At 71.8% G+C, this 12,849-nt stretch carries 11 protein-coding genes and 1 riboswitch; of the genes, 3 read left to right on the top strand and 8 right to left on the bottom strand.

What is annotated here, in order from left to right:
- Window positions 1-12: 12 nt before the first annotated feature.
- The 4 genes from Sri02f_RS11595 to Sri02f_RS11580 form a co-directional block, all read right to left on the bottom strand.
- A complete protein-coding gene (locus tag Sri02f_RS11595; RefSeq protein ID WP_109001064.1) occupies window positions 13-1,503 on the bottom strand; it encodes a family 43 glycosylhydrolase in 1,491 nt (496 codons plus the stop codon).
- Between the two features lie 216 nt (window positions 1,504-1,719).
- Window positions 1,720-3,942, bottom strand: a complete 2,223-nt coding sequence (gene katG / locus Sri02f_RS11590; protein ID WP_109001063.1) for a catalase/peroxidase HPI — start codon at window positions 3,940-3,942, stop codon at window positions 1,720-1,722.
- A 67-nt stretch (window positions 3,943-4,009) separates the two neighbouring features.
- Window positions 4,010-4,444 (bottom strand): Fur family transcriptional regulator, encoded by a 435-nt coding sequence (locus Sri02f_RS11585; RefSeq protein ID WP_109001062.1) that lies wholly within the window; start codon window positions 4,442-4,444, stop codon window positions 4,010-4,012.
- Window positions 4,445-4,697: 253 nt separating this feature from the next.
- Window positions 4,698-5,954 (bottom strand): cysteine desulfurase-like protein, encoded by a 1,257-nt coding sequence (locus Sri02f_RS11580; RefSeq protein WP_109001061.1) that lies wholly within the window; start codon window positions 5,952-5,954, stop codon window positions 4,698-4,700.
- 208 nt (window positions 5,955-6,162) lie between these two features.
- Window positions 6,163-6,295, top strand: a riboswitch (cobalamin riboswitch).
- A gap of 62 nt (window positions 6,296-6,357) precedes the next feature.
- Here Sri02f_RS11580 and Sri02f_RS11575 point away from each other — a divergent pair.
- Together Sri02f_RS11575 and Sri02f_RS11570 are read left to right on the top strand one after the other, a co-directional pair.
- A complete protein-coding gene (locus Sri02f_RS11575) occupies window positions 6,358-6,579 on the top strand; it encodes a CbtB domain-containing protein (protein ID WP_069770090.1) in 222 nt (73 codons plus the stop codon).
- Window positions 6,580-6,598: 19 nt separating this feature from the next.
- Window positions 6,599-7,363, top strand: coding sequence for a CbtA family protein (locus Sri02f_RS11570; RefSeq protein ID WP_109001060.1), 765 nt, complete (start codon window positions 6,599-6,601; stop codon window positions 7,361-7,363).
- 169 nt (window positions 7,364-7,532) lie between these two features.
- On the opposite strand, the gene Sri02f_RS11565 is transcribed toward Sri02f_RS11570, so the two are convergent.
- The 3 genes from Sri02f_RS11565 to Sri02f_RS43615 all read right to left on the bottom strand — a co-directional run bounded on the left by Sri02f_RS11565 (window position 7,533) and on the right by Sri02f_RS43615 (window position 10,709).
- Entirely contained in the window at window positions 7,533-8,207 is a 675-nt protein-coding gene (locus Sri02f_RS11565) for a histidine phosphatase family protein (protein ID WP_109001059.1), read from the bottom strand.
- 250 nt (window positions 8,208-8,457) lie between these two features.
- Window positions 8,458-10,164, bottom strand: coding sequence for a purine-cytosine permease family protein (locus Sri02f_RS11560; protein WP_109001058.1), 1,707 nt, complete (start codon window positions 10,162-10,164; stop codon window positions 8,458-8,460).
- A 2-nt stretch (window positions 10,165-10,166) separates the two neighbouring features.
- A complete protein-coding gene (locus Sri02f_RS43615; protein ID WP_109001057.1) occupies window positions 10,167-10,709 on the bottom strand; it encodes a GntR family transcriptional regulator in 543 nt (180 codons plus the stop codon).
- Between the two features lie 339 nt (window positions 10,710-11,048).
- Between Sri02f_RS43615 and Sri02f_RS11550 the strand changes: the two genes are divergently transcribed.
- Window positions 11,049-11,831, top strand: a complete 783-nt coding sequence (locus Sri02f_RS11550; protein ID WP_109001056.1) for a cobalt-precorrin-6A reductase — start codon at window positions 11,049-11,051, stop codon at window positions 11,829-11,831.
- Between the two features lie 333 nt (window positions 11,832-12,164).
- Here Sri02f_RS11550 and Sri02f_RS11545 read toward each other — a convergent pair whose 3' ends face one another.
- Complete coding sequence (locus Sri02f_RS11545; protein WP_109001055.1) at window positions 12,165-12,797, bottom strand: precorrin-8X methylmutase; 633 nt, start codon at window positions 12,795-12,797, stop codon at window positions 12,165-12,167.
- Window positions 12,798-12,849 lie beyond the last annotated feature (52 nt).

Below are 12,849 nucleotides of genomic sequence, written 5' to 3'. Positions count from 1 at the left end.
GGGGTGCGGGGGTCAGGTGGTGGGCACGAGGCGCCACTGCTGGCAGGTGTTGTCCAGCCAGGTCCACTGCCGTACGTCGGCGCCGTCGGCGGTGCCGCAGTTCGCCACGTCGGCGACCTTCGCGCTGTTCTCGCCGACGAGGCGGACGTAGTCGCCGCTCGCGGTGAAGACGAGGCGGAAGCGCTGGCAGGTGTTGTTCAGCCATGACCACTGGCGAAGGTCGGCGCCGTCCGCGGTGGAGCAGTCTGCGGTGTCCATCACCTTGCCGGTGGCCACGTTCACCAGCCGGCTGGTGTCGTCGCCCCGGTCCTCTATCCGCCACTTCTGGTTGGCCCCGCCGTTGCAGGTCCACTGGAGGATGTTCGCGCCGTCGGCGGCCGAACCGCCGGACACGTCGAGGCACTTGCCGCTGTTGCGGTTGACGAGGGTGTACGACGCCGGGGTCGTCGCCGTCTCGCCGGACGGGCCCGGGAGCGTCGTGCCGAGCGCGACGGGGGCGCCGAAGTTCGGCGTGCCGTCGGCGTTCCAGGTGAACTTCTGGGCGCGGGTCGTCCGGCCGTTGCCGCAGCCGCCGCTCGCGGAGGAGTTGGCGTGGTAGACGATCCAGTTCTCGGTGCCGTCGGGTGAGGTGAAGAAACCGTTGTGGCCCGGTCCGTAGACGCCTGCTGCGTCGTTGCGCTGGAACACGGGCGTCTGTTTCTTGGTCCAGGAGGTCGGGCTGAGCGGGTCGGCGCCGGTCAGTTCCAGCAGGCCGAGCTTGTAGTCCGCGGTCTGGCAGTAACTCGCGGAGAACGTGAGAAACGTACGTCCGTCGTGGTAGAGCGGCTCAGGTCCTTCGTTGACGGGCGCGCCCGAGGTCTCCCAGCTCAGCGTGGGGCTGGAAATGACGGTGAACGTGTTGCTGGACAGGGTGTACGGGTTGCTCATCGGGGCGATGACCAGGCTCTGTCTGCTCCCGTTCACGGAACCGCTTCCGACGAGGAACAGTTTTCCGTCGGCCTGCAGCACGCTCGCGTCGATCAGCCAGCCGCCCGGGTCGAGGTTGGAGCCGGTGAGCGATCCCTTGTGGGTGTACGGGCCCAGGGGGTCTGCGCCCGCGCTCTCCAGGACCTGGGTGCGCTGAAGGTCGCAGCAGGCGGCGCCGCTCGGCGCGGCCGAGTAGTACAGGTACCAGTGACCGTTGAACCGGTGGATCTCCGGCGCCCAGATGTTGCTGTTGCGGGTCGCGGTGGTGTCCGACCAGACCTGCACGGTGGGCGCGGTGGCCAGTCCCGCGAGCGTGGGCGACTTGCGCATGCCGAGGACGCCGGTGAACGTCGTGGTGATCAGGTAGTAGTCGCCGTTGTAGTACTCCAGCCAGGGGTCGGCGCCCTTGGCCGACTTCAGCGGGTTGGTGTACGGGCGGCCGTCGGCCGCGGACACCGGCTGGGTGGCCGCCACCAGGGCGACGAGGAGCGTCACCACGCAGACCAGCAGGGATCTGCGGTGGTACATCCGAGGCATACGGGACCGTCCCTTGTCCGTGAAGCACCCTGTTCCCCATGTTCGTTATATCGAACATGGTTCGTAACTTCGGCCAGAAGATAGGGGGCGTGCATGTCCTCGTCAATGGTTTGGACAGTCGGGCAACGCGCCGGGGCGCCCGGCTCGGCCCTGTGGACCGAGCTGGACGCCCCGGGTGTTCGGTGCTTGTCGTGCAGGTTGGCAGGTGTGCCGGGATCAGACGAGGTCGAACCGGTCCAGGTCGGAGACCTTGACCCAGGCCGCGACGAAGTCGTTCACGAACTTCTCCTTGGCGTCGTCGCCGGCGTAGACCTCCGCGAGCGCGCGCAGCTCCGAGTTCGAGCCGAAGACCAGGTCGGCGCGGGTGCCGGTCCACTTCACCTCGCCCGTGGCGGCGTCGCGGCCCTCGAACGTGGTCTGGTCCGAGGACGTCGACGACCAGGTGGTGCCCAGGTCGAGGAGGTTGACGAAGAAGTCGTTCGTCAGCTTGCCCGGCGCGTCGGTGAAGACGCCGTGCGAGGACTGGGCGTGGTTGGCGCCCAGCACGCGCAGACCGCCGACCAGGACCGTCATCTCGGGCGCGCTCAGCGTCAGCAGGTTCGCCCTGTCGAGCAGCAGGAACTCGGCCGGCAGGCGGTTGCCCTTGCCGATGTAGTTGCGGAACCCGTCGGCGGTCGGCTCGAGCGCGGCGAACGACTCGACGTCCGTCTGCTCCTGCGAGGCGTCCACCCGGCCCGGCGTGAAGGGGACCTCCACGTCGTGGCCGGCGTCCTTGGCGGCCTTCTCGACCGCGGCGGCGCCGCCGAGGACGATCAGGTCGGCGAGGGAGACCTTCTTCGCGCCGGAGTTGAACTCCGCCTGGACGCCCTCCAGGACGCGCAGCACCTGGGCCAGCTCGTCCGGGTTGTTGACCTCCCAGCCGCGCTGCGGCTCCAGGCGGATGCGGGCGCCGTTGGCGCCGCCGCGCTTGTCGCTGCCGCGGAAGGAGGACGCCGACGCCCACGCCGTGGACACCAGCTGCGAGACGGTCAGCCCCGAGTCGAGGAGCTTGGCCTTGAGGGCCGCGATGTCCTCGGCGCCGATGACCTCGCCCTCGGCCTGCGGCAGCGGGTCCTGCCACAGCAGGGTCTCCGCCGGGACCTCCGGGCCGAGGTACAGCGACTTCGGGCCCATGTCGCGGTGGGTCAGCTTGTACCAGGCACGGGCGAAGGCGTCCGCGAACTGGTCGGGGTTCTCGTGGAAGCGACGCGAGATCTGCTCGTAGACCGGGTCGAAGCGCAGTGCCAGGTCGGTCGTGAGCATCGTCGGGGCGTGACGCTTGGACGGGTCGTGCGCGTCGGGGACCGTGCCGGCGCCCGCGCCGTCCTTGGCGACCCACTGCTTGGCGCCGGCCGGGCTCTCGGTCAGCTCCCACTCGAAGCCGAAGAGGTTGTCGAAGAAGCCGTTGCTCCACTGCGTCGGCGTGGAGGTCCAGGTGACCTCCAGACCGCTGGTGATGGCGTCGCCGCCCTTGCCGGTGCCGAAGCTGCTCTTCCAGCCGAGGCCCTGCTCGGCCAGCGAGGCGGCCTCGGGGTCGTCGCCCACGTGGTCCGCGGGGCCCGCGCCGTGCGTCTTGCCGAAGGTGTGACCGCCCGCGATCAGGGCGACCGTCTCCTCGTCGTTCATCGCCATCCGGCGGAAGGTCTCACGGATGTCGCGGGCCGAGGCCAGCGGGTCCGGGTTGCCGTTGGGGCCCTCGGGGTTGACGTAGATGAGGCCCATCTGGACGGCGCCGAGCGGGTTCTCCAGCTCGCGGTCGCCGCTGTAGCGCTGGTCGTCGAGCCAGGTGGTCTCGGGACCCCAGTAGACGTCCTCCTCCGCCTCCCAGACGTCCGCGCGGCCGCCGGCGAAGCCGAAGGTGGTGAAGCCCATCTGCTCCAGCGCGACGTTGCCGGTGAGGATCATGAGGTCGGCCCAGGAGATGGACTGGCCGTACTTCTTCTTGACCGGCCACAGCAGACGGCGGGCCTTGTCCAGGTTGGCGTTGTCCGGCCAGCTGTTGAGCGGGGCGAAGCGCTGCTGACCGGCGCCGGCGCCGCCGCGGCCGTCGCTGATGCGGTAGGTGCCCGCGCTGTGCCAGGCCATGCGGATCATCAGCGGGCCGTAGTTGCCGAAGTCGGCCGGCCACCAGTCCTGCGAGGTCGTGAGCACCTCGGCGATGTCCGCCTTCACGGCGGCGAGGTCGAGCGCCTGGAACGCCGCCGCGTAGTCGAAGTCCTCGCCCAGCGGGTTCGCCACGGCCGGGTTCTTCGCGAGGATCTTCAGGTTGAGCCGCTCCGGCCACCACTGGCGGTTTCCGCCGCCCTGGGTCGGGTGCAGGGCGCGGTCGTGCGCGACCGGGCAGCCACCTGCCTCCGCCGCCTTCGGTTCGGTCACGATCGCGTCATGGTTCTCGGTCATGGGGGAATCCTTCTGGACTGGTCGGATCACATGCTCACGAAACCGCAGGTCGGGTCGCTGCGGGTGGTCAGGTGCTGGCGGGCGAACAGTCGGGGCACAGGCCCCAGTAGATGACCTCGGCCTCGTCTATGGCGAAGCCGCGGTCGTCGACGGCGGTCAGACAGGGGGCGTGACCGACCGCGCAGTCGACGTCGGCGACGACGCCGCACGAGCGGCACACGAGGTGATGGTGGTTGTCCCCCACGCGTCCCTCGAAGCGGGCCGGGCTGCCCGGCGGCTCCAGGCGGCGCACCAGGCCTGCCGAGGTCATCGCGTGCAGGGCCTCGTACACGGCCTGCACGGAGATGTGGCCCACGCGGTCGCGGACGCCGGAGGCGATCGCCTCGACGTCCAGGTGATCGCCTCCGCGGACGGTCTCCAGCAGCGCGACTCGGGCGGCCGTCACCCGCAGGCCCGCACCGCGCAGTTCCTCGGCGGTGGTCGGAGTGCGGGGGGCTGTCATGACGTCGAACCTACGGCATAAACACGAACCATTCAAGAAAACGAACGGTGCAAGTCTGGAGAACATCGTGGGTCTGGAGAACGTCACGGGTCTGGAGAACATCGTGGGTCGTGACAACGTCGTGGGTCTGGAGAACGTCGTGGGTCGTGACAACGTCGTGGGTCTGGAGAACGTCGTGGGTCGTGACAACGTCGTGGGTCTGGAGAACGTCATGGGTCGTGACAACGTCGTGCGTCGTGCCGTCCCGAACGGCTCAGACGGCCGTGGCCAGGAACGAGGACAGCGCGTCGATCAGTCGGTCGACGTCCTCGGCGTCGTTGTAGGGCGCGAGTCCCACCCGCAGCGACGGGTCCGGCAGCTTCAGCGCCGCGAAGACCTCGTAGGCGTAGAAGGAGCCCGCCGGCGCCACCACCCCGCGCGCGGCCAGATGCGCCTGCGCCTCCAGGGCGTCCCGGCCCTCCAGGGTCATCAGGACGGTGGGGGTGCGGTCCGCCGCCTTCGAGTGGACGGTGACGGCGTCGCCCAGCGCGCGCAGTCCCTCCTCCATCCTGGCGCGCAGCGCGTTCTCATGGGCGTGCAGGGAGCCCAGCGACCGCCTCAGCCGCTCCCTGCGGGAGACGCCCGGCCGCGCCGCGTCCCGCACGCCCGCGCCCCCCTCGCCCCCTTCGCCCCCGGGGTCCATCGCGGCCAGGAAGTCGACGGCGGCGGTGGCGCCCGCCAGGACCTCGTAGGGCAGGGTCCCGAACTCGAAGCGCTCCGGCACGGTATCGGTGGAGGGCAGCAGCTTGTCCGGCGCGAGGGTTTCGAGGACGTCCGGCGACCCGGCGAGCACGCCGCAGTGCGGTCCGAGGAACTTGTACGGCGAGCAGACGAACAGGTCGGCCCCCAGCGCCGGCACGTCCACGAGATGGTGCGCGGCGTAGTGCACCCCGTCCACGTGGACCAGGGCGCCGACCTCGTGGGCCAGGTCGGCGATCCGGCGCAGGGGCGGCCTGGTGCCCAGCACGTTCGAGGCGGCCGTCACCGCGACCAGCCGCGTCCGGGGCGACAGCGCCCGCTCGTAGGAGTCGAGGTCGAGCTCGGTGGTCGCGTCGTCGATCCCGATCCAGCGGACGGCGACCCCGGCGCGTTCCGCCGCCTGGAGCCACGGCCGCACGTTCGCGTCGTGGTCCAGCCGGCTCAGGACGATCTCGTCGCCCGCCCGCCAGTCCTTGGCCAGGTGCCGGGAGAAGTCGTAGGTGAGCTGGGTGGCGCTGCGCCCGTGCACGACGCCGCTCGCCGGCACGCCCAGCAGGTCCGCGTAGGCGGCCCGGAACTCGGCGACGGCCCGCTCGGCGTTGCGCTCGGACGCGCTGACCGCCCCGCGGTTGGACAGCGGGCCGGTCATGGTCCGGGCGATCGCCTCGGCGACCGGCACGGGGGTCTGCGTCCCGCCCGGGCCGTCGAAGAAGGCGAACCCTTGCGTGAGGGAGGGGAAGTGGGCCCGGAGGGCGGCGACGTCTATGGCCATGGCCCGACTCTGGCACCGGCCGCCCGGACCCACCAGTGGATCCCGGCGACGCGCCGGGAGCACGGGACCCTTCCGCGACCGCCCCCGGTCGGACGGCGAACGCCGAGCGCGCACCGGGTTTTCCTCCGCCCGCGCAGGCCGGTCGGCGACGGGCGATCCGGGCCACGCGACGGCCGAGAGCCGCGTCACGCCAGGTGACGCGGTATTGGCCATGGACGCGACACACGGTACCGTCGCTCTGATATCGACGACGGTGCCACGGAAGCCGGTGGAAATCCGGCACGGTCGCGCCACTGTGATCGATGCGTCGCCCGGAAACGGGGGGCGCGTCGCGAGTCAGACCCGGGACCGTCGTCCTGTGCACCACCGAGATGGGACGCGAACTCCCAGAGGAGACCCTGCCATGGCGCAGCATGTCGCCCAGCCGACCGCCACCACCCCTGTCGTACCCGCCAAGCTGCCGCTGAAGGACATCGCCCCCTGGGCCGTCTTCTTCGGCGTCCTGATGCTGGTCCTGCTCTACTTCGTCGGCGCCGAGCAGGGCGCCACGTCCGTGGTCTCCGGCGAGGGCGTGCACGAGTGGGTGCACGACGCCCGTCACCTGCTCGGCTTCCCCTGCCACTGACAAGGGGCGCCGCACCCGCATGAATTCCACAACCGTAAGAAACCTGCTCGTCCGGGGCATGCTCGCCGGCCTGGGGGCCGGCGTGCTCGCCCTGGTCGTGGCGTACTTCCTCGGTGAGCCGAACGTCGACGGCGCGATCGGCTTCGAGGAGTCCCACGCCCCCGCACACGAGCACGAGGTCGAACTCGTCTCCCGCAGCCTGCAGTCCACCGCCGGTCTGGCCACCGGCGTCCTGCTCTACGGGGTGGCCTTCGGCGGCATCGCCGCGCTGGCCTACTGTTTCGCCCTGGGCCGCGTCGGACGCTTCGGCCCGCGGGCCACGGCGCTGCTGCTGTCCGGGGCCGCGCTGCTCACCGTGTACGTCGTGCCGTTCCTCAAGTACCCGGCCAACCCGCCCGCCGTCGGCGACCACGACACCATCGCCAAGCGCACCACGCTGTACTTCCTGATGATGGTGCTCGGCGTGCTCCTCGCGATCGCCGCGGTGATCGCCGGCAAGCGGCTCACGCCGCGGCTCGGCACATGGAACGCCACGGTGGCCGCCGTCGTCGGCTTCGTGCTCGTGATCGGGCTGGCGTACGGCTTCCTGCCCGCCGTCAACGAGGTGCCGGCCGACTTCCCGGCCACACTGCTGTGGCGGTTCCGCCTCTCCTCGCTCGCCATGCAGGTGACGATGTGGGCGGCCTTCGGCCTCGTCTTCGGCGAACTGGCGGAGCGGCTGCTGAATCCCCGTCCGGCGACGAGACCCGCCGGCACGAAGGCGACGGCCGCCGCCCCGAACTGACCCGGCCGGCAGACGACTTGTCCGGAGTCGACACGGCGAGAGGGCCCGCGGAACGTTCGCGGGCCCTCTCGCGTTCTCCGGGCGCCGTCCGGGACCAGGAGCCGTCGTCGACACGACCGGCGGTGCCACCGCCCCCCTCGTCCGTGACGCGCAGTGACATGACGTGGCGTCATGATCCTGCGGCGGAAGCCTCGGGCGCGTCCGGCGGATGTCCGAGCCGCAGGTTCCAGCGGCCGCCGCGCCCGCTGATCGAGGTGGCCGTGAGCGGCGGCACGTCGAGCCGCCAGAAGGCCGTCAGGGGCGTCCCCAGCACATGGACGACCGCCGCTCGCACGATCTCCGGCTCGACCACGGCGAGGGTGCGGCCCTCCGCCCGCGACGACTCCAGCCAGCGCGCCACCCGCGCGCACAGGTCCTCGACGGACTCCCCGCCGTGCGGCGCGGATCCGGGATCGGCCAGCCAGCGTGCCACCGCCTCCGGCTCGGCGGCGCCCACCTCGGCGAGGGTCAGCCCCCGCCAGCGCCCCACGTCCAGCCCGGCCAACTCCACCGGTTCCACGGGCTCCACAGGCTCCATCGGGTTCACGGGCTCCGCCGGCTCCGTCGCTTCCGCTGCGGACGCAGCCGGTCCCGTCACCCCGACCGCGCCGAGGCCCAGCGCGGCGGCCGTCTCCCGGCAGCGCACGGTGGGAGACGTCACGACACGCACACCCGTGGGCAGCGCGCCGGCCACTGCTCGGGCTCGCGCCGCCCCACCCGCGTCGATCGAGTCTCCGTCGTCGAAACGGGCCTGACGCAGCGACGCGTTCATGGCGGGCGAGACGAAGGTGACACGGCTCGTCACGGGTGCTCCTCCAGGTCCGTGCCGGGGCGCGCGGTTCCCGGCCGCGAGTTCGTGGCCGGCGGCGGCGGTCGATGACCGGTGGTCGATGACCGGTGGTCGATGGCCGACCGGTCCGTCCGACGCTCTCCCCGCCGCGCCGCCGCGGGCACCCGCAGGTACGTACCCGGGGGCGACCGGCGTCGGCAAGCTACCACAGGCGTGCCGCGCCCCCGGCCGGGCGACGGGGCCGAGTCCCGCCGCCCGACGCGGTTCAGGCGGTCTTCGGCCCGGCGGGCAGCACGTGGTCGCCCACCGCGTCAGTGCTCAGGCACAGCGAGCAGACCATCGCGTCGTGCGTCCGGCAGGCGGCGACGTCGGGACGCTCGTAGGGCAGGTGGCAGACGTGGCAGTCGTACGTCGTCGCGCTGGGGTTGCCCTCCGCGTCGAGCAGCGGCTCGGCGATGCCGTCGTCCGCACGGCGCAGGTAGTACCTGCCCTTGGTGACGACGGCCATCAGCGGGGTGACGACGAACGCGATGACGGCGGCGGCGACGGGGGAGTACGGCTGGAGGGTGTCGCCGAGGGCATGGAAGTACATGGCGATGGACAGGCCGGACGCGGCCAGGAAGGCGATGACGCCCACCGGGTTGACCGCGTACAGCATGCCCCGGCGGAACTCGGGGGCGTGCGGGGACAGTTTGAGCAGGTACTTGTTGACGCCGATGTCCGTGGCGACGGTGACGACCCAGGCGATCGCGCAGTTCGAGTAGAAGCCGAGGATGTCGTTGAGGAAGCTGAACATGTCGGCTTCCATCAGGGCGAGCGCGAAGCCCAGGTTGACCAGGACGAAGACCAGGCGCCCGGGATAGTGCCGGGTGACGCGGGTGAAGGAGTTCGTCCACGCCAGCGATCCGGAGTACGCGTTCGTCACGTTGATCTTGATCTGGCTGATCACGACGAGGGCCACGGCCAGCGGGACGACCAGCCAGGACGGCATCATCGCGTCGAAGGCCCCACGGAACTGCTGGATCGGCTCGGTGGCCGCGGCCGGGCCCACCTCGGCCAGGATGTACACGGCGAGGAAGACGCCGATGGCCTGCTTCAGCGCGCCGAGCACCACCCAGCCGGGACCGGCCATGATCACGGCCGTCCACCAGGTGCGCTTGTTCGCCTCGGTCCTCGGCGGCATGAAGCGCAGGTAGTCGATCTGTTCGCCGATCTGAGCGATGAGGGAGAGGCACACGCCCGCGCCGAGCAGCACGGGAGCGGTGTGCACGCCGCCGTCGCCGTCCGTGCCCGCGTAGGCGAGGAACCGGTCGACCGTGCCGGGGTCGGTGGCGACGAGGTAGACCAGCGGCGCGACCATCAGCAGCAGCCAGACCGGCGTCGTCCACACCTGGAGCTTGCTGAGCGCCTTCATGCCGTAGATCACCAGCGGGATCACCATCAGCGTGGAGGCCAGGTAGCCCAGCCACAGCGGCAGCCCGAGGCCCAGTTTCAGGCCCTGGGCCATGATCGAGCCTTCGAGGGCGAAGAAGATGAAGGTGAAGCTGGCGAAGATGACGCTGGTCAGCACCGAGCCGTAGTAGCCGAAGCCGGAACCGCGGGTGATCAGGTCGAGATCGATGTTGTAGCGGGCGCCGTAGTAGGCGAGCGGGAATCCGGTGACGAAGATGACGACCGCGGCGACGGCGATCGCGACGAGTGCGTTGCCGGTGCCGTGGGCGAGGCCGATGCCGGCGCCGATGGAGAAGTCGGCCATGTACGCGATGCCGCCCAGGGCGGTGGTCGCCACGACCATCGGGGTCCAGCGGCGGTAACTGCGGGGCGCGAAGCGGAGGGTGTAGTCCTCCAGGGTCTCCTTCGTCGCCTGGCTGGCGGGAGCCCGGGGGTGCGGCGCGGCGGCCGTCTGCGGTGAGTGCGGTGGCTGCGATGACTGTGGCGGCTGCGGTGACTGCGGTGTCTGAGTGGCGCTCATGGTCAGCCCTTCGGGGAGGTGAGCGGTGGGGCGCTCCCGGTCGGCGTCGTCGGCAGCCGGGGGGAGAGAGCGGGGTTGCCGGAGGCGCGGGAGGGCGCGGCGTAAGAGGGCGCGGCGTGGGAGGGCGCGGAATGGGATCGAGACGGCGACCCGGACGGCGACCCTGGCGGCGACTCGATGGCGCGGGCGATGCCCCGCAGCAGCAGCGTGACCCGCACCTCGTTCAGGTCCCGGAGCCCGGCCGGATCGGGGACGGTGACGAAGTGGCCTCCTTCGCCCCGCTCGATCAGCTCGTCGGACATCAGCCGCGACGGCGCCTCGCGCACGGGCGTCCGGGGCACCCCGACCCGTGCGGCCGGCCGGGTCCCGGTGAGCCGCTCACGCGGCCCGAACCGGCCGTCGAGGACACCCGCCCGCAACTCGGCGTGGACCGCATCGCGCGGCGAGGGCGCGGACGTCGCCGCATGTGCCGGGGCCGCGGCGGGGGCGGTTGCCCGAGTAGGATCCGGGGCCGTTCCGGGAAGCGTATACAGCGGGGAATCCATGAGCGGACACGTTAGGAATCGCTTGTTTCCCCGGAGAGCGACGTGGCGTGAACGCCGGGTAACGGTCGCCGGACCCGGAGTCCCGGCCGTCGCGACCCGCAGTCCCGGCCGACGGACCGCGGACCCCGGCCTCCGGCCTCGGATCGCGGGCGGCGCTTCGCGGGCCGGTGTGCTTGAGTGGGGCGCGCTCGAACTGCCCACGCGTCACCCCTCGAACAGCCCCCCTCCTCACCCCTCGAACCGCCCCCACGCCGCACCCTCTGTACCGCGCCATGCGTCGTTGCCCGCCCTCGCCCCCGCCCTCGACCCGTCGCCGCTCATGATCGGACCCGGACTCTCGTGCACGTACTGATACTCGGCGGGACCGCGGAGGCCCGTCGGCTCGCGGAGTTGCTGCGAGGCACGCCGGACCTGCAGGTGACCAGTTCACTCGCCGGACGGGTGTCCGCCCCGCGGCTGCCGCCGGGTGAGGTCCGCGTGGGCGGGTTCGGCGGGATGGACGGGCTCACGGCGTGGCTGCGCGAGCACGCGGTCGACGCGGTCGTCGACGCCACCCACCCCTTCGCAGGGACGATGGGTTTCCACGCGGCCCAGGCCGCCGCCTCGGCGAGGGTCCCGCTGCTCGCGCTGCGCCGCCCCGGCTGGGCCCCCGTCGAGGGCGACCGCTGGCACGAGGCGAACTCGCTGGCGGAGGCCGCCGCCCTGCTGCCGACGCTCGGGCGACGCGTCTTCCTCACCACCGGACGCATGGGTCTGGCGGCCTTCGCGGGTCTGGACGGCCTGTGGTTCCTGGCGCGGTCGGTCGAAGCGCCCGAGCCGCCGTGCCCGCCGCTCATGGAGGTGCTGCTCGACCGGGGCCCCTTCACCCTCGGCGGGGAGCGCGAGCTGTTGCGCCGCCATCGCGTCGACGTCCTGGTGACCAAGGACAGCGGGGGAGCCGCCACCGCGCCGAAGCTGACCGCCGCCCGGGAGGCGGGGCTGCCCGTGGTGGTGGTGCGCAGACCGCCGGCGCCCGCGGACGTCCCCGTCGCGCCGGACCCGCAGGAGGCGGCCCGCTGGATCGAAGCCCGCCTGCATCGGCGTGCGCCCGGACCGGAGCGGTTTCCGCCGGAGTTTCTGTAACGGCGCTGCCGGACCGGCCGGGCGGAAACACGTTACGAAACAAGCTGACGAAGCCAGACCCGGCCGGGCGGAAACACGTTGCGAAACAAGGCTGACGAAGCCGGACCCGGCCGGGCGGAAACACGTTGCGAAACACCCTTGCGCGGGCTACGCCGCCCCGTCGTCCCGCCGCATCCGCTGACGGTTCACCGGGCGACGCTTCACCGTCTCGCGCTTCACCCCGTCTCGCGCTTCACCCCGTCTCGCGCTTCACCCCGTCTCGCGCTTCACCCCGTCTCGCGCTTCACGCCGTTCCTTGTTTCACGGCGTCCCTGTTTCACGCCGTCCCGCCGTTCACTCCTCCTCGCTCGCGAGCGCGTTCACTGCGGCGGCGGCGATCGCGCTGCCGCCCCGGCGTCCGCGCACCGCCAGATACTCCAGCCCGGACGAGTTGGCGATCAGAGCCTCCTTGGACTCGGCCGCCCCCACGAACCCGACCGGCACTCCGATCACGGCGGCGGGCCGGGGCGCGCCCTCCTCGATCATCTCCAGGAGGCGGAAGAGGGCGGTCGGCGCGTTGCCGACGGCGACGACCGAACCCGCCAGCCGGTCCCGCCACAGCTCCAGCGCGGCGGCGCTGCGCGTGGTGCCGAGCCGTGCCGCCAGTTCGGGCACGGCCGGTTCGGACAGCGTGCAGAGCACCTCGTTGCCTGCGGGCAGCCGCCTGCGGGTCACCCCGCTGGCCACCATCCGGACGTCCGTGAAGACGGGCGCGCCGGCCCGCAGGGCCTCGCGGGCGCGGGCCGCCACGCCGGGCGTGTAGGCGAGGTCGCGGACGAGATCGACCATCCCGCAGGCGTGGATCATCCGGACCGCCACCTGGCCGACGTCGGCGGGGAGGCCCGCGAGGTCCGCCTCCGCACGGATGGTCGCGAAGGACTGGCGGTAGATGGCCGCGCCGTCCTTCTCGTAGTCGTAGCTGGTCACGGTGCTCGTCTCGCTGCTCTCGGGGTGGTCGGACGGCTCATGCGGGGCCGTC

Source organism: Streptomyces rishiriensis (genome assembly GCF_003112535.1).
Classification (GTDB): domain Bacteria; phylum Actinomycetota; class Actinomycetes; order Streptomycetales; family Streptomycetaceae; genus Streptomyces; species Streptomyces rishiriensis.
Note: the sequence above shows the minus strand (reverse complement) of the source record. Positions and strands in the feature narration are given on the sequence as shown.

Excerpts from the sequence above, each read along its gene's own strand:
- Sri02f_RS11560 (WP_109001058.1), bottom strand. The coding sequence starts at position 10,164 with ATGAGCGCCACTCAGACACCGCAGTCACCGCAGCCGCCACAGTCATCG.
- Sri02f_RS43615 (WP_109001057.1), bottom strand. The coding sequence starts at position 10,709 with ATGGATTCCCCGCTGTATACGCTTCCCGGAACGGCCCCGGATCCTACT.
- Sri02f_RS11585 (WP_109001062.1), bottom strand. The coding sequence starts at position 4,444 with ATGACAGCCCCCCGCACTCCGACCACCGCCGAGGAACTGCGCGGTGCG.
- Sri02f_RS11575 (WP_069770090.1), top strand. The coding sequence starts at position 6,358 with ATGGCGCAGCATGTCGCCCAGCCGACCGCCACCACCCCTGTCGTACCC.
- Sri02f_RS11580 (WP_109001061.1), bottom strand. The coding sequence starts at position 5,954 with ATGGCCATAGACGTCGCCGCCCTCCGGGCCCACTTCCCCTCCCTCACG.
- Sri02f_RS11595 (WP_109001064.1), bottom strand. The coding sequence starts at position 1,503 with ATGCCTCGGATGTACCACCGCAGATCCCTGCTGGTCTGCGTGGTGACG.
- Sri02f_RS11570 (WP_109001060.1), top strand. The coding sequence starts at position 6,599 with ATGAATTCCACAACCGTAAGAAACCTGCTCGTCCGGGGCATGCTCGCC.
- katG (WP_109001063.1), bottom strand. The coding sequence starts at position 3,942 with ATGACCGAGAACCATGACGCGATCGTGACCGAACCGAAGGCGGCGGAG.